The sequence below is a fragment of the Paenibacillus sp. Paensp38 genome, assembly GCF_059491915.1.
Genome location: NZ_CP168516.1, coordinates 3,958,298 through 3,978,217, shown reverse-complemented (window position 1 = coordinate 3,978,217; position 19,920 = coordinate 3,958,298). Strand labels below are relative to the sequence as shown.

Below are 19,920 nucleotides of genomic sequence, written 5' to 3'. Positions count from 1 at the left end.
GTAATATTTTAGGTTCTGTGGTTTGATGGAAATCTAACAGTATAACAATTGACGATCATAGGAGAACATAACGATGTTTAAAAGTATCTTTCTAAAAGAGTACTCAACCGAGTATCAATCACAAGTTGTCGATTTAATTTTACATATTCAAAAAGATGAATATAATATCGCCATAACCAAAGAAGATCAGCCAGATTTGCTTGATATTGAAAACTTTTATCAGCGTGGCAACGGCAACTTCTGGGTGGCTCTTCGTGAAGGAACCGTAATAGGGACTATAGCTTTGTTAGATATTGGGAACCGTAAGACAGCACTTAGAAAGATGTTTGTAAAACAAAACTATAGAGGTAAAACATTCAATGTTTCGAATCAATTATTGCATCATGCCATAGGATGGGCTAAGGAAAGGTCTATTGAAGAAATCTATCTTGGAACAACACCACAATTCGTAGCAGCTCATCGATTTTATGAGAAGAATGGATTTGTTAGTGTAGATCCAGGAGAATTGCCGATTAGTTTTCCAGTCATGAAAGTGGATAAAAAGTTTTACAGATACATTATTCAATAAAATGATCCTGAACCAAAACAATGCTGAGGGAAATTCCAGTTCAAAATGTGTGACTTAGTGGCCGCCGTGTCGTCTTGCTGCCAAGCCGCAATATAAACTATCGCTGAGCAGGAATTTCTTTTGTTTAGGACAGGCGTTTGCTAGAATAAAAGGGTATGTTGTAAGTCAACGTTAACCAAATTGCTGGGAGGGACACAAGTATGAGCAAAAAGATTAAATGGGGAATTGTCGGCACAGGCTGGATCTCAGATCAATTTGTGGCGGATTTGGCGCATGTTACGAATGGAGAAGGGTATGCCGTTGGATCACGTACTATTGAAAGCGCTACCGAATTTGCAGCTAAGCATCAAATATCACGAGCTTACGGGAGCTATGAGGAATTAGCACAAGATCCCGAGGTAGATGCTATTTACGTAGGGACTCCTCATCCTTTTCATAAAGAAAATGTTCTGACGGCTCTTCGGGCGGGCAAAGCGGTCTTGTGTGAGAAACCCTTCACCGTCAATAGTAAAGAATTGGAGGAACTAATCGGCTTTGCACGTGAGCGTAAGCTATTCCTGATGGAAGCAATGTGGACACGTTTTTTGCCTCCGATTCGCCAAGTGCAGGAGTGGATACATGCGGGACACATTGGCGAGGTAAAGCTGGTTAAGGCAGAATTTGGTTTTCGGGTAGATTGGAACCCGGAGGGCCGGCTTTTGAACCTTGAGCTGGGCGGAGGTGCTCTGTTAGATGCAGGAATTTATCCGGTTTCTTTTGCTTCAATGGTCTTCGGTCCTGAACCTGAGCATGTATGGAGCACTGCTCATATCGGGGAGACAGGCGTTGACGAGACATTTTCGATCTTGCTGGATTATGGGCAAGGACGCACGGCTATGCTTAACGGGGCAGTCCGTCTCGGATTGACGAATGAGGCATACATCCATGGAACCAAGGGCTATATTCACATTCCGTCATTCCTAAACAGCACATCGGCTACTTTAGTTGTGGACGGTGAAGAGGCACAACACTTTCAGGATGACCGATCCTCTACAGGCTATGCCTTTGAAGCAGAAGAAGTCGGGCGTTGCTTGAACGAAGGTTTGCTCGAAAGTTCTACTATTTCTTTAGATGAATCATTAGGAATTATGAAACTGATGGATCAGATTCGTTCACAGTGGGGACTTCGGTATCCGTTTGAATAATCATATTCATTCCAGGGACCTTTCAAGTTCTCTGGAATTTTTTTGTTTGTGAGCGTTATTTTTGTATACATAAGTCTTTCCAATTCCCAAATAGCGACTTTGGTCGCACGCTAGGTAACGCCATATGAGTAAGTCAAGAGTGGGACATATGAATCATTTTTTGTGATTTAAATTAGTTGAAAAACCGTCATCAAAAAGTTACAAAAGTGTAATTTATTCATCGGTTAACTGAATTGTGAACGCTCTCTTTTTATGAAAAAGAATGAAGGTCCTAGTATTGAATTTCCAAAAACTTTCAATGAAATTTCCGAAAATGTGCGGTAGGGTGGTTAACGTGTCACTTGAGCCATTGCGGCTTTTGCTGACTTGCTTGCTTATCCCGTGGCTCTGGATTCTTGTCGGAGCTCGCAGGATCGAGAGCCTTTGCAAGCCTGTGAGCGTTGAATAGGCATTCACCTCATGACCTAACATCAAGGAGGAATTACAAACGTGAAAGTGAAATCAACATGGTTGTTCCGTATGGTGATGATGACAGTGATCGCGGCTGTTGTGATCGGACCTATGAATATTGCAGGAGCAGCAGGAAGTCGGACAGATCGACCTTGGATGAACACTGCCCTGTCGGCTGAGAAACGGACAGCGTTGCTGTTACAGGAAATGACGCTGGAAGAAAAAATAGATTTGGTGACTGGCAAGGTCAACAATTACTACGGATTCTATAATAATTCGATGGAGCGGTTGGGCATTCCGGCGCTGACGATGGCAGATGGACCTGCAGGTGTACGTATCGCTAATCCGGATGTGCAGGACAAGCAATCGACTGCGTTGCCTGCTCCAATTGCGCTGGCTGCAACGTGGGATACCCAAGCTGCCAAACAGTATGGGGATTTGCTCGGAGACGAGGCTTTTAATACAACTCATAATGTGGTGCTTGGACCCGGGATGGATATTGCCCGTATTCCATGGGGATCGCGAAACTTTGAATCTATGGGCGAGGACCCGCTACTGCAATCTCAAATGGCGACCGCTTATGTCAAAGGTATACAAAGTCATCCTGTTCTGGCGACTGCCAAACATTACCTTATGAATAATCAGGAGACAGAGCGTTTCACAACAAATGTCAAAGTCAGTGACCGTGCGCTGCATGAAATTTACATACGTCCGTTTCAGGAGGCTATTGCCAAGGCAGACTTGGGCGGAGCTATGTGCTCCTTTAACAAGGTCAATGGCGAATCGGCATGTGAGAACAAGACCATCATGACAGATCTCTTGAAAAAGGAAATGCAATTCAAGGGCTTCGTGATGAGTGATTACGGCGCGAACCTGAGTACAGTCGAATCGGCAAATAGTGGCTTGGATCTGGAAACACCGGGGACTCCTTATGGAAAATGGGGAGATCAGCTGCTGGCTGCTGTCAAGAATGGTAAGGTAAGTGAAAAAACGATTGATGATAAGGCTGGGCGCATTCTGGTGCAAATGTTCAGCAAAGGTTTATTTGATCACCCGGCTCAAAATAACCAAATTGATGCCCATGACCATGGCAAGACAGCCCGTCAATTGGCTGAGGAAAGTATGGTACTGCTTCAAAATAAAAACAATGCATTGCCATTGTCTAAAGATAAACTCAAGTCTATTGCTGTGATTGGCCCCGATGCAGATAACGGCACTGTGGCAGGCGGAGGCAGTTCGCTGGTGAATCCGACGTATACCGTGAGTCCGTTAGAGGGCATCCGCAATCGTGTCGGCAAAGGAGTTACCGTCCAATATGCACCGGGCACAGACCCGATCTCTGCAGGAGACATTATGCCAGGGCCATCTGCTGTTCCGTCTTCACTGTTGACTACATCTGATGAGAAAGAGGATATCAGTGTTGGATATGCGACTTATGGAGATGGCGAACAGGGACTTCGAGGCGAATACTGGAAGAATAACAAGATGGAAGGCAATCCGATTCTTGTACGCAATGATGACCAAGTCAATATGAACCTTGGATTTTATAATTATCAGGGCTTCAATGCGAAGTCCCCTAAAGTTCCAAATACACCAACGACACTGAACGGCTTGATATCTGCACGCTGGACAGGGGCAATTGCAGCTCCCAAGGATGGTGACTATGCATTGTCATTAACCAGTTTGGGATCAAGCAAGCTGTATCTCGACGATAAGCTTTTCGTGGACAATCAAGGTGAAAAGCTGGGCACTACGAAGAAAAACATCTCCCTTAAAGCGGGTGAAAAGCACAAGATACGTATTGAATACCGCGCTGATTATCCGACCAATGGTCGTGATTCCGGTGGTATGGTTCGTCTGGGCTGGGAACCTCCGGCAGATACGTCAGATAAGCTGATTGACAACGCTGTGAAATTGGCGAAAAAATCGGATGTTGCGATTGTTGTTACGCGCACGTATGAGAGTGAGGGATATGTTGAGCGTTCCGATATGGAGCTCCCGAATAATCAGGATCGGCTGATCCGTGCGGTTGCGGCTGTAAATCCGAAAACCATTGTCGTACAAATGAGCGGCAGAGCCGTGCAAATGGATACATGGCAGGACAAAGTCCCTTCCATCGTACAAGCATGGTTTGCTGGACAAGAGCAAGGGAATGCTATAGCGCGCGTCTTATTTGGAGATGTAAATCCTTCGGGCAAGTTGCCGGTAACCTTCCCGGTTAACGAGCAGTCTACACCTGTATCCTCACCAGAGAAGTTTCCGGGTGTGAACGGTATAGGTGACTATTCAGATGGTATTTTTGTAGGCTATCGTGGGTATGAGAAATCGGGTATTCAACCGGCGTTCTCCTTTGGACACGGTTTATCCTATACAACATTCGGATATAGCGATCTGAAAACCAAACAGCATGCGAGTGGAAAAGAATCCGATCGCATGAGTTCCGTCGAAGTTTCGCTCAAATTGAAGAACACCGGCAAAACAGCCGGAGCTGAGGTTGTACAGGTGTACAGCGGTAAGCTTCCGACAAACGTAGAGACTCCATCCCGTCAACTGGCAGGCTGGTCCAAGGTAGAATTAAAGCCGGGTCAAGAGAAGAAGGTTCGCATTGAGCTCGACCCGAAAGCTTTCTCTTATTGGGATGAAAAGTCCAAAGCATGGGTTATGCCGGCGGGTGAAGTGCCCATGTATGTGGGTAGCTCCTCACAGGATTTACGACTGACAGGAAGTGTTACGATTCCGGCTACCTCTACAGCAAAGGCAAAAAAGTAAATCCCGTTACATTTGTTTTAAAATGGTTATATTCAAGAGAGCACGGGCACAAGCACCGGCTCTCTTTTTGCTATCGGTATGTAAACGTCTAACAGGTATGCAAAGGGAAACCCAAGTGAAAGCTGAAATAGTAGAGAGAGTGGGGACAGGCTAGTGATGGGGAGAGGAGGATATTAGATGAAGAAACTCCAAAAGCAACGACGTACTGACATCTGGCTGCTTATAGCTGTAGTAGCCATTTTGATCTGTGCGGTCCTGGCCAGTATGGCTATACGGAATGTTTCGGGGCCGAAAGCAGAAAATAATGTCAACATGTGGCTAACAACACCCGATCCGGCGAATCGTCTAACCCAACAAGCCCCGATCCGTTGGGATAAGAATGATAAGGATAGCAGTAAAGAAAAGGCTGCGAATGCGGATACACTGACGATTGAGATTAAGCCAGATATTCGTTACCAGACGATGGAAGGGTTTGGCGCAGCGGTGTCCGGTTCGTCCGCTTACCTGATGAATCATGGCATGTCTGCCAATCAGCGTGATCAGCTGCTAAATGATTTGTTTACAGCCAGTGGCATTCAACTCAGTTATATTCGCCATACCATTGGAGCATCGGATTATTCCGTAGATGAACAGGGGCAGCCTGGCAGCTATACCTATGACGATGTGGCAACAGGCAAGGACTATGAGCTGAATCATTTCTCCATCGCTAAGGATCGGGATGTAATCGACGTGCTGAAGCAAATCTTGAGAAGAAACCAGGATTTAAAGATTATGGGGACCCCGTGGACAGCTCCACCCTGGATGAAATATGGGGAGCAGATTTATAACGGCTGGTATTTGGACTATACCGATCCGCGCATCTACCAGGCTTATGCTAACTATTTTGTTCGTTACCTACAGGCTTATGCGAACGAAGGGATTCCGATTCAGGCGATTTCCATTCAAAATGAGCCAGAATTCACGACGTCCAAGTATCCCAGCATGAGTATGGGGGCAGCAGAACAGGCGAATTTTATTAAACAATATCTGGGCCCAACCCTAAATCGAAACCATTTATCTACTCAGATTATTGCCTTTGACCATAACTGGGATACAGGGAGTGAATATGCCAAGACCGTGTTAGGAGATGAACAAGCTCGAAACTATACGCATGGAACAGCCTTTCATTGCTACAAAGGAGAACCTACGGCGATGAAAGATGTGCATCATGCTTTTCCAGATAAGCCTGTATATATGACAGAATGTAGTGGGGGAGCGTGGAGTCCGGGCTTTGGAGATGATTTGAGCTGGGATATGTCCAAGCTGATCATTGGTGCACCCCGAAACTGGTCGCAAAATGTCCTCTTTTGGAATATCGCACTTGACCCGTCCGGGGGGCCGACCAATGGGGGGTGCACCAACTGTAGAGGTGTAGTGACCATCGACCCGTTAAGCGGTGCAGTTACGAAAAATGTGGAGTACTATGCGATTGGGCACGCCAGCAAATTTGTCCGTCCAGGTGCGGTACGTATTGATTCTACACATTATAGTGGAAGTATCGAAACGGTCGCCTACTGCAATCCGGACGGTACGCTTGTCCTGATTGCCGCCAATACAGGAGAGAACACAAAGACATTTAAGGTTCGGCAGGGAAATAAGGTTTTCAAATCTACCCTTCCATCCAAGTCCGCGGCTACCTTTCAATGGAATCCTACGGCTTTCTGACACGGTCTGTACATCAACGTTTTATAGAAGTTTTAGAGCGCTTAGCCCATCTGGCTGAGCGCTCTTTTTTCATTTGCTACAAAATCCAGACTGCGAAAAAAATAAAATTTTAATATTGTTCAGAATTGGTTCAGAGGCGGATGATAAGATCTTTTCACTAATAACAAGAATGAACCGTTTACGGGGGAGAGTCTGATGAATCAAGAAACAAATAAAGAATGGCAAAAAGTGCTGATGGTGACGTTGCTGGCAGGTATGGCATGGGGGCCCCAGCTTGTTCATGCGGAAACGAAAGGGGAGACGTCTGCGATTGTGACTAAAACCAGTACAGTCTCTTTTACAGATCAATCCACTATGTCATCCCAGGCATTACAGGCGGTGCAGGAGGCTGTGAAGCAAGGACTAATCACGGGTTATCCAGATGGTTCCTTCCGCCCAGATCAACCGTTAACGCGCAAGGAAATGGCAGCTTTGCTGGCTAATGCACTTAAGCTTGACGCTACGGAGCAAGCAGTAACTTTTAAGGATACGCAGGGGAGTTGGGCCGCTTCTTATATAGAAGCTGTGCGTGCGGCAGGTCTAATGACCGGAGATGAATCAGGTGCTTTCCGCCCGAATGCTGCGGTGAGCCGTGAGGAATTGGCAGCAATTCTGGTGAGAGCGATTGGAGGAACCCATGTTCAAGGCGGAGATGTTCAAGACATTTCTGATGGGGATCAGGTGAGTTCATGGGCCAAAAACAACGTAGAAGCAGCTCTCAAACTGGGGTTAATGGATACGCCGGATAATCGGTTTGACTCTAAAGTACAGGTAAAACGTCAAGATATCGCAGCCTTTCTGGTGAATGTGTTCCAATCGGGTGAACGGACGGGAATCCTTTCTCGTATCGACGGGGATATCGCTTATATGGATGGAAAGCCCTATTTGATCGGCCAGCAATTGAAGCAACTGTTCGGAGCGGACAATGTGCCGGCGCTTCAAGGGGCTACCCTGACCTATCAGGCATCGAACCGAAGCGTAGCTGATCTGTCGGCGCTTCAAATTGTGCAAAGTGGTACGGCCCAACATCCGGTGACTTTATATAGCAAAGGGTCAGAATTTAAAGGCAAGTTAGCTATTGCAGCGGATTTTGTGCGAATTCAAGGAGCTACGTTACCTCAGGTAACCTTGATGCAGGGCGCCAAAAATGTAGAGATTCATGCAGACGTAAACGAAATGATCGTAGATACGCATGAGCCTATTCAGATCCAGGGAAGTGGTGTATGGCAGCAGCTTAAACTGAATTTTGCCGATACACAGGTACGTCTCGCCAATGGGATACAGACTGTACAGACCCGTCTTGCGGAGCGGGGAACAGAGACTCAAATTATACGTGATACCACGTTGGATGCATCTTCGGATACATCCTCAACAAGCACTAAAAAAAGTTCATCCGGTGGTGGCGGTGGCAGTTCTACAACGAATCCAACGCCAACACCAATACCAACACCTAATCATGTACCTGTCTCAGCTATAGTTCCTTCCGATCAATATGCCATTATGGGTTCCGGAGATACGCTAGTGGATTTGAAAAATGTGTTTTACGATGCCGATCAGGATGAGTTGTCGTATCATGCGGTCACTTCGGATGTATATGTAGCAGAAGCAGAAGTGGCAAATAAACAGCTTACTTTAAAACCTAAATCAGTAGGAAGCACACAGGTATTTGTTACGGCAGAGGATGGAAAAGGCGGCAAAGCGAGCGTGTTTTTCAACTATACAGTGACCAGCTCTACTTATGAGGAGGACATTAATCACAGTCCTGTCGCGAGCAACAGCCTAAATGACATTCCTTTGCTCTTAAATGAAGGTGGCAAGCAGATTAGTCTGTCTGACTTGTTTAATGACGAGGATGGCGATGCACTGACCTACACGGTGGAATCGGCTTCGCCAGAAGTGGCCACAGGAGAAGTTACAGGCGATCAGCTTATACTTACGCCGCTTCAAGCCGGCACTAGTCTAATGACGATAACAGCCCATGACGGCAAGGGAGGCACAGCCTCGCTTCAGTTAGCTGCTATGGTGAATGCGCCTTTGCCTGATCCGCAGCCTGAGAATCACATACCTGTGGCTTTGCCTCATTTACCTATCGTAGTTACTAATGTGTTACAGGACAAGCTGATGCTGTATCCAGGTTCGTTATTTATGGACCAGGATGGCGACACCTTGACGTATACCCTCACTTCCTCCAATCCCCAAGTAGGCAGTGTGGTGGAGAATGGAGAAGATTCATTTGTAGCACTGCATAACGCTGGTATTACGATGATTGAGATTTCGGCGAATGATGGCCGTGGGGGCGTTTCTTTCACTTCATTTATGCTCCAAGTTGAAGCTCCTCAACCCGTAAATCATCGTCCGGTAGTGACCCGTGTGCCTGAACCTCAATATTTGGACCCGGGAGATGGTCAGCAAATATTGCAGCTGAATGATATGTTCTCTGATGAGGATGGCGACACGTTGACCTATACTGTGGTGTCTTCTGATCCATTGGTGGCAGGGGGGCAGGTAGAAGGGAATACACTTTTCATACAACCGTTGCGTAATGGTGTGACGTTCCTTACGATGACAGCAAATGATAATCGTGGTGAAACGACATCTTTTACGATTCCAGTGATTGTTGAGAAAAGAGATTTGTTCATTTCCGAAGTCGTGTGGCAAGGCGAACCGGATTATCTGGACCAGGCGATTGAATTGTACAATCCGACCAACAGACCGTTGGAGAAAAATAAAATCTGGATTGAGCGATCCGACCAACCAGACCCGATTATCATAAATGCCAATGACGGAGATGTCATTATGCCTGGGCAAACCTTTGTAATTGCGAATGATTTGAGTTCGTTCGGATCGGAAGATTGGTATTATACCTTCTTGCAGTTACAACATAACAATTCGGAACCCGTTACGCTTAAGCTGTACTACAACAACGTGCTCATTGATATGACAGTTATTGGTCAAGGGCAGGCCTTGGGACGGAACAGTGGTACGGTCATTGGTAATACAGATCCATATCAAGCTGGCGAATGGAATGTTGAGGGGACGAACTCCCCTGTTAATTTAGGTGACTTTATCGGTAGGGAGAGAATGACACCATGAAAAATAAGAAGTTAACCGCTCAGCTGGCAGCTGCATTGCTGCTGCTGAGCCCCTCGCTTCCTGCCGGAGCAGAGCAAGCTACCGTGATAGATGCGGCTTCCGTAGCCAATGGGCCGACAGGGAACAATACTGCCACCTGGACGGACGTACAGCAGCTTACAACACAGCAATTGGAACAACTGCAAAAAGCCCGTGAACTCGGGATTATCCAAGGCGACCCCGCCGGAACGCTCCGACCTGGGCAGAAGCTCACACGTCAGGAGCTAGCCGCACTGCTGGTCAAAGCATTGCAGCTTCCGACGGGCACCCTGGACGGCGCTGCCTCCTTCACGGACGTGCCCGCCGATAGTTGGGGGCGCCCGGCTATAGAGGCAGCCCGTAAGGCCGGGCTGATGCAGGGCGACGCCAACGGACGCTTCCGTCCGAATGACCTGATCAGCGCCCAGGAACTGGTCGCGCTGTTGGTCAGGTCCGCTGGGACGGGGACGTCTGCGGGCACGCCCGCTAGCACAACCGACTCGCCGTCGGCACAGACGCTGCCGACGGCGTGGAAGGACGCCAGCCCGTGGGCGGCCCCGATGATTCGGGCGGCGCTGAATAACGGGCTGATGAGTGAATTTGGCGGAAATCTACACGCCAAAGACTCGGTAAGCCGCGTAGATGCGGCCAGCCTACTCGTATCCGCTTTGTTTCCACAGGAGCGTGCTTCGCAGCTCGAGGAAATGGACGGCAAGCAGATACGGATCAATGGCATCGCGTATGACGTGGCAGAGCCGCTGCGCGGCATTTTTCACGCGGATAATCAGACCGCGCTGCGCAACGCGGGCATTCGTTTCCATGCCACAGGCCGGACGGTGGACAAGGTGACTTGGTTGGAGCTTCGCAGCAGCGGGACTTCGGCTCGTGACGGCGAAGCGGAGTTCAGTGGCAACATTGTGCTGAACGGACACGGCTCCACGCTAAACGGAGATTTGGTGATCGCTGGTGATTTTACATCCGTACTGCACTTGAATGTGGAACAGCAGTTAACGGTGGATGCCCGGGTACAGCAGGATTTTTATGCACAGGATGTACAGGTGCAGGGACAGACCCATATTAATGGCGGAGATAACAATACAGTTGTATTTGATAGCTCAACGTTGACGCAAATGGATGTCACAAAGCCAGAAGTTCACGTTGTACTTAGTGGTACCGCAAGCGCGACGATCATGAACGTCCAATCCAGCGCAAGCATTGAGGTTAGCGCGAATGCTTCCTTGCCGCAGCTGAATGTTAATGAAGGGGCGAACAAAGTCAATCTTCAGGGAACGGTTCAGACCGTTCAGGTAAATGGCAGCCAGTCCGTCGAGATGACAGGTAATAGTACAATCCAACAGCTGACCGTCACAGGGACGGGGGCTTTGGAATTGAAAACGACAGGCAGTATTGAAAATATTCAAGTCAGCAACCCGGCAGCTAAGGTAAATGTGAGTGGAAATGTACAGGTTTCTGCGGTCACACTGGGTACCGGAGTAGCTTCCAACGCTGTTACGGGTCTAGCTGCGGCAAGTGTAACAGGTACGTCCTCATCTTCTGGAAGCTCATCTGGTTCATCCAGCAGCGCTAACCGTTCACCGGAAGTCGTAAATGCTTCAGTAGAGCGTGTAATCACAGAAGGCGCTGGTGAACAGTTGTACGATTTACGCCAATTCTTTACCGATCCTGATGGGGATACCTTGACCTTTTCGGCAGCTTCTCTTCAATCCGGCATCGTACGGGCGTCCGTATCGGGCAATATATTAAAGTTTACGCCAGTCAGTGTCGGAAAAGCATCCATCAGTGTATCAGCTAATGATGGACGGGGAAAAAGGGTGTCGTCTACCTTCAAAATCACCGTGAATGGCCAGCCAGTATCTGCAGGTATACCAGATCAGGCGCTTACTGTGGGACAATCGGACTCGGTACTGCATTTGAATGATTATGTTCAGGACCCGGAAAATGCAAGCTTAACGTATCAGGTTACAGTTGATGATCCTGCTGTAGCGTCGGTGGTGCTTGCGGAGGATGAATTGCGTCTGAGTCCGCTTCGAGCGGGCAGTACGAGCGTTCATGTCACTGCCAATGACGGACAGCAAGGAGAGGATGGCAGCACAGGCCAAAAGCAGATTGATTTCAAGCTAACGGTTCAGGGCGCTCCTAACCATGCTCCACATGGACAAGCCCCTCAGCCGTTAACCGTCACATTGGGCCAGCCGGATATGACACTGGATCTTTCAACAATATTTACGGATGCAGATGGCGACCCACTGGTGTTCACAGCGATCAGTTCGGATGCTTCCATCGTGCAGACTACCATAATGAGAGCTCAGCTTTCTTTGCAGTCGCTGCAAGCGGGGAGTGTAAGTATTACCTTGACGGCAGACGACAGCAAGGGTGGAACAGATACAGTTACCTTGATTGTAACGGTTTTGCCCATACCTAACAGTAGCCCGGTAGTAACCCGTGCACCAGACGCTGTACATCTGATTTTAGGCAAGGCTGACGGAACTGTGGATCTGTCCACCATCTTTGCTGACCCGGACCATGACCCGATTCGTTATGAGATCAGTGCGTCTGATCCAGCCGTGGCAGATGCTACAGTTCAAAATGATCAGCTTGTTATTCATGGGTTGACTAGCGGCAATACCGTGATTACCATCACGGCTAAAGACGATAGAGGCGGAGAGATTAGCGCAGACCTACAGGTTCATCTATTGGAAAATGCGGTTATTACAGCGATCCCTGAGCAGTTGCTTCAATTGGGAGATGCTGCATCAGAACTGGATCTCTCACCGTTCTTATTGAACTGGGATCTAGCATCCCTGTCAGTGACAGCAGACACGTATGATCCAGGAATTGCTACGGCCCATATGAATGGTCAGAAACTACAGTTAAACCCAGTAAGTGTAGGGACCACGAGTGTAACACTCAGTGTGTATGATCAGTACGGACGTGCAGAGGGAGCGACGTTCCCGGTTACCGTCAGCATGCCTCAGCTAAATCAAGCTCCTCAAGTCGTAGCGGCTATAAACGAGCAGGTATTGACTCCCGGAGTTACACAGCAAAGAGATTATGATTTGCAACAGCTGTTCAGCGATGAGGATGGAGATGTGCTTCAGTTTACGGTCAGCTCCAGTGATCCGACATTGGTGAGTGCATCAATTAATGGCAGTATCTTAACGGTGGCTTCTGGAACAGGTAGCGGTCTTGCCGCTGTTACCGTTACAGCCACGGATGGTCGGGGAGGTTCTGTGCAATACACGTTGAATACACGCAATGCCGAACTGGTTTCCGGCGGGATCACTCCGATAGGGGTTAAATACGGCTTGCCGCACAGAACCGTGGATCTGTCCAGTTATTTCCCAGGACAATCTAAATTCCTGGTATATAGAGGAACGCCATCATCGACATTCATCGGTCCTGTAGAACTCATGGGCACCTCCATTCCCCTTTCCCCCGAACCTTTACTGGTATGGGTGGTAGGAGCGGATGGAAGAGCTGTCGTATTTCAGGTCCAACAGGAACCACAGCAAGCGCCTGCTGTATATTTCTCGCAATATGTGGATGGCGGGGATGGAAGAATTGTTTTGCAATTGTATTATAACGGGAATGGAGATCCTTCCCATCGGGCAGACGGTTACTCACTGGAGTTTCATCAATGGATGAAGAAAACAAACCAAATGAAAGTTACCACTCTACCGATTAATCCGGTTTATCCTGCCATGCCCTATATAATCATCGACACTATTTTCTATGATTTCATGGATATTACGAATGCTTGGTATTTCAATGATGAGGGCGATTTCTACAACCCGAACGAATTTAACACTGTTGCATACGTTTTAAAATACCAAGGACAAGTGGTGGATGTATTAGGAAATCCAAATTCACATGAACAGTTTACTCCACAAGGAGGAACGTTCGTCCGCAAGTCAGGAATATCCTATGGATCGTCTGCCTATAATCAGCCAGATGAGTGGAATGCGTTCCCGAAAGGGACCTTTCAATTTGTCGGCATTCATACACCATAAACGGTATGTTTGTCTGCGATCGCCTGTTTTTTGAAGACAGGTCATGAATTCTTAAAAAGGTGTAACCCATCAACTATGGAGGGTTACACCTTTTTATGTACAAAGAGGTAATGATAAAAGAGATCATTTATAGCAGTGAGTGCAGTCACATAGACATATACAAAAACATGACTATAATGTACATATAGTTTAAATTTAGTCTTTTTGGGGCTGACGGTTCCACACACTTTACTCACAAAGGAGAGGATTCATCTCATGAGCATACATTTGGAATTGGATTCCTTATCCGTTGAAAGGCTAGAAATGGCCCTTTCAGGACGACCGGGAATGTTCAAGCTGTTTTATGACACCGAGGATTGTGGATGCAATGGCGTACTCGTCATTTTGGTTGTCACCGCGCCCAATGCAACTGATAAAGCAGTACAGTCTGAGCCTTATTCTTTTTGGGTAGATCAGCAGCAGGAACAGCAGTTCGATAGCAGAATGCGGCTTGAGGCAGACCCTAGTTACCCGTCGTTCAAGCTAAGTAGTGATGCCGGTATATTTAGTAGCAATGTTAGAATTCAAGATCGGCGCGCGAACTCGTCCGAGGAGTGATGTGCGGAGGTAATAGGAATTCATTAAGCACCAAAAAAGCAATTCTGATTTACACCAAGTTTCCAAAAGACGAACCTTGTTTAGCCTATATGGCAGAGGTTCGTTTTTTTTGTGTTATATTCCATTCGTTCCTCCAAAAAATGAAGTGTTTAGTGGCCTGCTCTGAAGTGGTACAATAACCTTTATGATAATCGGAGAAGGACGTTGAGAAGATGAAAAACTTGCTCGTTTCGGGCTATCGTGCCCATGAGCTGAATATTTTCAGTCAGAAGCACGAAGGCATTCCATATATTAAAAAGGCGATTGCAGGCAGGCTTATTCCCCTGATTGAAGAAGGGCTGGAATGGGTGATTACCCCAGGCCAATATGGGGTGGACTTGTGGGCCTGTGAGGTCGTTACTGCACTAAAACAGCAATATCCCCACCTCAAATGCTCTATTATGATGGCTTATCAAAATATGGACGAAAAATGGAAGGAGGACAAAAAGGAATATTTTCAGCAGATTTGTGCCGAAGTTGACTATGTAGGAGTAGTCAGCCGCCAGCCTTATCAGGGGATATGGCAACTTAGGGCACGGGATGAACTTCTTTTCCGCAAAACAGACGGTTTATTGCTTGTTTACGATGAGGATGCCGGAGAGGGCAGCCCACGTTTTATGAAGGAACTTGCATTGAAAAAACAACAGGCAGAGGGCTATCAGTATAGTAGCATCAGCTCGGAGGATATCCAGAGCATTGCGGATGAAGAACGATTATTCATGGACCTCTGATTTTTAAAGCATTAGCCCGGATTTTTGAACAAAAAGGACGTATTCGTCCCTTTACATTGATGTAAGCGCTGTCATAGAATTTAAACAACAATAACTTATCAGTCACATAAAATAAATTTATTGAAAATACAAACTATGAAAGGAGCTAATGATTCAGATGAACAAAAGGTTTCGGTATACTGCGTTGCTCTGTCTCGGTGTCATGTTGTGTGGAGTGGTTACCCCGATGGATAGCCAGGTCTCTGCTGCCTCTACGAGACAAATGGAAAAGCTGAACCGGGGAGCCGTCGCTGTTAAGGTGCCTGAGGGTGTACTGGTGAGCTGGCGCTTGCTGGGCACGGAAGCGGATTCGGTCGGCTTTAATTTGTACAGAGGGACAAGCAAGGTGAATGATGCGCCGATACCATCGAGAACCAACTTTTTGGACAAGGCAGGTTCGACCTCATCTTCGTATACCGTTCGTGCCGTGGTCAATGGAGCAGAGCAGGCCGCTTCTCCTGCGGTGAAGGTATGGAACAACAACTATCTGGATGTTCCGATCCAGCAGCCCGCGGGAGGCACAACTCCGGATAATGTGAGCTACACGTACCATGCCAATGATGCCAGCGTAGGGGATCTCGATGGGGATGGCGAGTATGAGATTGTGTTAAAATGGGACCCTTCCAATGCCAAGGATAATTCGCAATCCGGTTATACGGGAAATGTATTTTTGGATGGCTACGAACTGGATGGAACGCGCAAATGGCGGATCGACCTGGGACGGAACATACGGGCTGGAGCCCACTATACGCAATTTCTCGTCTATGATTTTGACGGAGACGGCAAAGCAGAGATCGTATGTAAAACAGCAGACGGCACGGTAGATGGTACAGGTGTAAAGATTGGGGACGCTTCGGCTGATCATCGAAACACGAGTGGATATATTTTGAACGGACCCGAGTTTCTGACCGTGTTCTCAGGAAATACAGGCAAGGCTCTTAGTACCATTGACTATGTGCCACCACGCGGAACGGTATCGAGCTGGGGAGATAATTATGGTAACCGTGTAGATCGTTTTCTCGCCGGGGTTGCTTATCTGGATGGCGTGAGACCCAGCATAGTGATGGCACGTGGGTATTACACTCGCACCGTTCTGGTCGCATATGATTGGCGGAATGGTAACCTGAGCCGACGCTGGACCTTTGACAGCAACAGCTCCACCAATGCTGGAACTGCTGGACAGGGGAACCACAGTTTGAGCGTGGCAGATGTGGATGGAGATGATAAGGATGAGATCGTGTATGGCTCGCTGGTTGTAGACGATAATGGAGCGAAGCTGGCTAACACGGGGATGGGACATGGAGATGCACTTCATGTTGGCGATCTGGACCCCGACCGTTCGGGCTATGAAGTGTTCAAGGTGAACGAGGACAAAAATGCCACCTACGGAGCTGCCATGTACGATCCGCGTAATGGAAATATTTTATGGGGCGTAAATACAGGCAAGGATACCGGAAGAGGCATGTCAGCAGACATTGACCCGCGGACCAAAGGGAACGAGCAGTGGGCACCGGGTATTGGGTTGCGTTCAGCCAAGGGACAGCTCATCACCAACACGCTACCGTCTTCCATTAATTTTGGCATCTGGTGGGATGGGGATCTCCTCCGTGAACTGCTGGATCATACCTCATCAAGCGCTGGAAAGATAGACAAGTGGAACTACACGAACTCGACTACTTCCAACTTGCTTACGGCAACAGGAACGAGTTCCAATAACGGAACCAAAGGAACGCCGTCCTTGCAGGCCGATCTGTTCGGTGACTGGCGTGAGGAAGTCATTTGGCGTAAAAGTGATAATTCAGCGCTGCGTATCTACACAACACCATACGAGTCAGAACATCGATTTTACACGCTTATGCATGATCCAGTGTATCGCTTGAGTGTTGCCTGGCAGAACGTAGCTTATAATCAGCCGCCGCACACCGGGTTTTATCTGGGAGAAGGGATGCCCAAGCTCCAGCAGCCGAATATATATACTCCTTGATATGTCGTTAGACAGTGGTTTGAAAGCAAATAGAATGAACAAAAACAGAGAGGGCTCCAAGCGAATTGGAGCTCTTTTTGTCATGAGAGCCCAAGAGATAACGTATGCTTTCTATAAAAACGGGAACATTAGTTCTTATTGGTGGAATATATGTATGAAAAAGGAGGCGGAATCTGTGAGTTCTTTAACGACTGAAGGCATAATTGAGCTCGTAACTAATGTTGGATTCCCTGCTGCATTAAGTCTGATTCTGTTAAAATACATCCTCGTCACTTTGAGTCGCAGATTAGAAGAGCTGGACCGATCTGTTAAGCAATTATCGCTATCTTTGGAAGAGATGGAGGCAAAGCAAGTGAAACAGTCAGAACAACCGTCCCCGGCAAATACGGACAAACTTCGTGCAGAATGAACAAAAAAAGGCAAATAGAAACAATTTAGCAACCCAATCGAGAAGCGAAATTCTTATAATAGAAATGTCTGCAGTTTATGCAGACATATGATTATGGAGGTGTATATAAGTATGAAATTAAATACGAAGCTATCAGCACTATGCATTGCGGCCACACTTATGAGCGTGGCACAGGCCGCCGCTGCCGCGCCCGCTGTGACCGCTCCAGCGGAAGCGACGCAACCGAGCGTTGCCAGTCCGGCCGCATCCGCCCCGGCTCAGGTGCCAGCACCAGCAGCGTCTGCACCGGCTACGACTCCAGCCCCGGCGCAAGCGCCGTCGGCTCCAGCAAGCTCGCCCCCGGCTGCAGCCGCAGGTTCTGCCAAAGCCGCTACACCAGTAGCTCCGTCTGCACCAGCACAGCGTCCATCTACATCGGTAGCACCCGCGGCTGCTCCGATCGTACCTTCGACTGTGAAGCCGTCTAAGCCGCAACAGCCGTCCACTTCAGCGCCAGCAGCAGCGGCTACCAACGTGAAACCGACGCAACTGGACAAGCTGAACCACGAGAGTGCGGTTCCGCTTGTGCTGGAGGCGCAGTCTCGTTATCAATATGCAATCAGTGGTGGCAGCCCGGTGGGTAAGTCGTTCCAGTTGAACGGTAAAAGCTACCGCTATCTGTCCGAGGACATCGGTACAAAGACCAAATTGATCAGCTATCTGACGCAGGCCTACACAAAGCAGGCGAGTGAGCAATTTGTCGGTAAATTTTTCGTCGAAGTTAATGGCAGATTAGCTCAGTTGAACGCAGATGGTGGCAATTTGTTAGAGTTCAACCGGGCTACGGCGAAAATGGTAACCATGACTCCGGTGAAGCGCAGCTACCTGCTGACCGTGCCTTATCCGGCAGAAACCAAGCAGGCGAATGAGAAAATCACCGTGAATTTTGAAAAGGTCGGCAGCTACTGGAAAATCAGCTCTGCGCCGCATGTCATTTTCTAAATTAAGATTTTGCAACAGGCTTCATATGGGGTAAAGTGATGTTAAGGCTTGTTTCGTAAGCCTCAATTCAATGCAGGGGAGTGCTGTGCAATGATGACACCCATCAAGGTAAAAGACGTTAAGGATATTGAAAAAATCAATCAAATCGTATCCAATTATACGTATGACATCTGGATTCATGGCAAAAGCGGCATGGCAGATGCCAAATCCATTTTAGGCATGTACGTGTTGAAGCTGGATGAGCCGCTAACTCTGGTTGTACCTGACAATGTTAATCCCAAGAAGCTGTTCAAGGAGTTGGAGGAGTTTATCCATTTTCCTGCTCAAGAAGGATAAAAGGCAAGCAGGCACTTGTAAACACTGGATGATCTATTACTAAAATAACGCAAAGAAGCCGTGGAACCTAAGTCCCACGGCTTCTTTTTTTAGTGTTCTTTCTCATCCAAAAACGGGAGATTCACCGAATAGTACATAACCCCCATAAGTAGCACGCCGCCAACCAGATTTCCGAGCGTAACCGGAATGAGATTATGGATCACGCCAGCGACAGAAACTGTACCCGGATGGTCCAGCACGAGCGCAATGGCGAAAGTACACATATTAGCCACACTATGTTCATATCCCGAAATGAAAAAGCAGAACACAAACAGCATCATGGCAAACATCTTTGCACCATTTTCCTTCATAAACATGGGAACAAAAAAGGCAAGACAGACCAGCCAATTACACAAAATAGCTCGGAAGAATAGCTGCATTGCAGGCGCTTCCATTTTATGCTCAACCACGCTCAGTAGAAAGCTGTTCACGCTGGAGGAGTCAAACAGACCGGTCAAGTAAATAAGGAGTGCAAATACCCCCGCACCCAGCAAATTACCGCCATAGCTGGTAGCCCATAATCGAAGCACCTGCCCCCAGCGTAGCTTTTTACGGAGCGCAGCATAAGTGTAATAGAAGGTGTTACCTGTAAACAAATCCCCGCCGCCGTAAGCGATCAGAATGATAGCCGCTCCGAATGTGAGCGCCGCCATGGGATAAGTGAATGGAGAATGCTCCATGTAAAAAAAGTTGCCCGTCTTGAAGGCTACAATAACGCCGAACCCGATGAACATACTCGCCAGCATGGAACGTGCCAAATACCGGAGTAGGCTCTGCTTGTAAATTTTGTACTTCTTCATGGCTAGCTGTTCGACATTGCGTAAGCCTTCCGTCTCCATATTTAAGGACAACCTCCTATTTTCTCATATGTAAGTCTTTAAACAGACTTTATTTTTCCCGAAACATGTC

13 protein-coding genes are annotated in these 19,920 nt (G+C 47.7%); 12 read left to right on the top strand and 1 reads right to left on the bottom strand.

The window, feature by feature from the left end:
• Nucleotides 1-73: 73 nt before the first annotated feature.
• The 12 genes from ACEN8J_RS17585 (at nucleotide 74) to ACEN8J_RS17530 (ending at nucleotide 18,972) form a co-directional block, all read left to right on the top strand.
• Complete coding sequence (locus tag ACEN8J_RS17585) at nucleotides 74-568, top strand: GNAT family N-acetyltransferase (protein ID WP_495593793.1); 495 nt, start codon at nucleotides 74-76, stop codon at nucleotides 566-568.
• A 200-nt stretch (nucleotides 569-768) separates the two neighbouring features.
• Nucleotides 769-1,752, top strand: coding sequence for a Gfo/Idh/MocA family protein (locus tag ACEN8J_RS17580; protein WP_029517581.1), 984 nt, complete (start codon nucleotides 769-771; stop codon nucleotides 1,750-1,752).
• Between the two features lie 489 nt (nucleotides 1,753-2,241).
• Nucleotides 2,242-4,971, top strand: coding sequence for a glycoside hydrolase family 3 C-terminal domain-containing protein (locus ACEN8J_RS17575; RefSeq protein WP_340931429.1), 2,730 nt, complete (start codon nucleotides 2,242-2,244; stop codon nucleotides 4,969-4,971).
• 177 nt (nucleotides 4,972-5,148) lie between these two features.
• Nucleotides 5,149-6,675 carry a glycoside hydrolase family 30 protein gene (locus ACEN8J_RS17570; protein ID WP_209949999.1) on the top strand — a complete coding sequence of 509 codons (1,527 nt, stop codon included), beginning with the start codon at nucleotides 5,149-5,151 and terminating at the stop codon, nucleotides 6,673-6,675.
• 195 nt (nucleotides 6,676-6,870) lie between these two features.
• Nucleotides 6,871-9,807 (top strand): S-layer homology domain-containing protein, encoded by a 2,937-nt coding sequence (locus ACEN8J_RS17565; protein WP_495593792.1) that lies wholly within the window; start codon nucleotides 6,871-6,873, stop codon nucleotides 9,805-9,807.
• Entirely contained in the window at nucleotides 9,804-13,856 is a 4,053-nt protein-coding gene (locus tag ACEN8J_RS17560; RefSeq protein ID WP_495593791.1) for an S-layer homology domain-containing protein, read from the top strand. The genes ACEN8J_RS17565 and ACEN8J_RS17560 overlap by 4 nt, the downstream gene beginning before the upstream one ends.
• Nucleotides 13,857-14,111: 255 nt before the next feature.
• Nucleotides 14,112-14,453: an iron-sulfur cluster biosynthesis family protein gene (locus ACEN8J_RS17555; protein ID WP_029517576.1), complete on the top strand. Its 342-nt coding sequence runs from the start codon at nucleotides 14,112-14,114 to the stop codon at nucleotides 14,451-14,453.
• 212 nt (nucleotides 14,454-14,665) lie between these two features.
• Nucleotides 14,666-15,223, top strand: coding sequence for an SLOG family protein (locus ACEN8J_RS17550; RefSeq protein WP_029517575.1), 558 nt, complete (start codon nucleotides 14,666-14,668; stop codon nucleotides 15,221-15,223).
• A gap of 157 nt (nucleotides 15,224-15,380) precedes the next feature.
• A complete protein-coding gene (locus tag ACEN8J_RS17545; RefSeq protein ID WP_428838731.1) occupies nucleotides 15,381-17,246 on the top strand; it encodes a rhamnogalacturonan lyase in 1,866 nt (621 codons plus the stop codon).
• A gap of 175 nt (nucleotides 17,247-17,421) precedes the next feature.
• The gene (locus ACEN8J_RS17540) at nucleotides 17,422-17,655 is read left to right on the top strand and encodes a hypothetical protein (protein ID WP_029517573.1); all 234 of its coding nucleotides are present in this window, start codon (nucleotides 17,422-17,424) and stop codon (nucleotides 17,653-17,655) included.
• A 111-nt stretch (nucleotides 17,656-17,766) separates the two neighbouring features.
• On the top strand, nucleotides 17,767-18,636 hold the full coding sequence (locus ACEN8J_RS17535) for a DL-endopeptidase inhibitor IseA family protein (RefSeq protein ID WP_340931438.1): 870 nt from the start codon (nucleotides 17,767-17,769) through the stop codon (nucleotides 18,634-18,636).
• A gap of 90 nt (nucleotides 18,637-18,726) precedes the next feature.
• Entirely contained in the window at nucleotides 18,727-18,972 is a 246-nt protein-coding gene (locus ACEN8J_RS17530) for an HPr family phosphocarrier protein (RefSeq protein WP_023987189.1), read from the top strand.
• 89 nt (nucleotides 18,973-19,061) lie between these two features.
• Here ACEN8J_RS17530 and ACEN8J_RS17525 read toward each other — a convergent pair whose 3' ends face one another.
• Entirely contained in the window at nucleotides 19,062-19,850 is a 789-nt protein-coding gene (locus tag ACEN8J_RS17525) for a formate/nitrite transporter family protein (RefSeq protein WP_341038826.1), read from the bottom strand.
• Nucleotides 19,851-19,920: the final 70 nt, after the last annotated feature.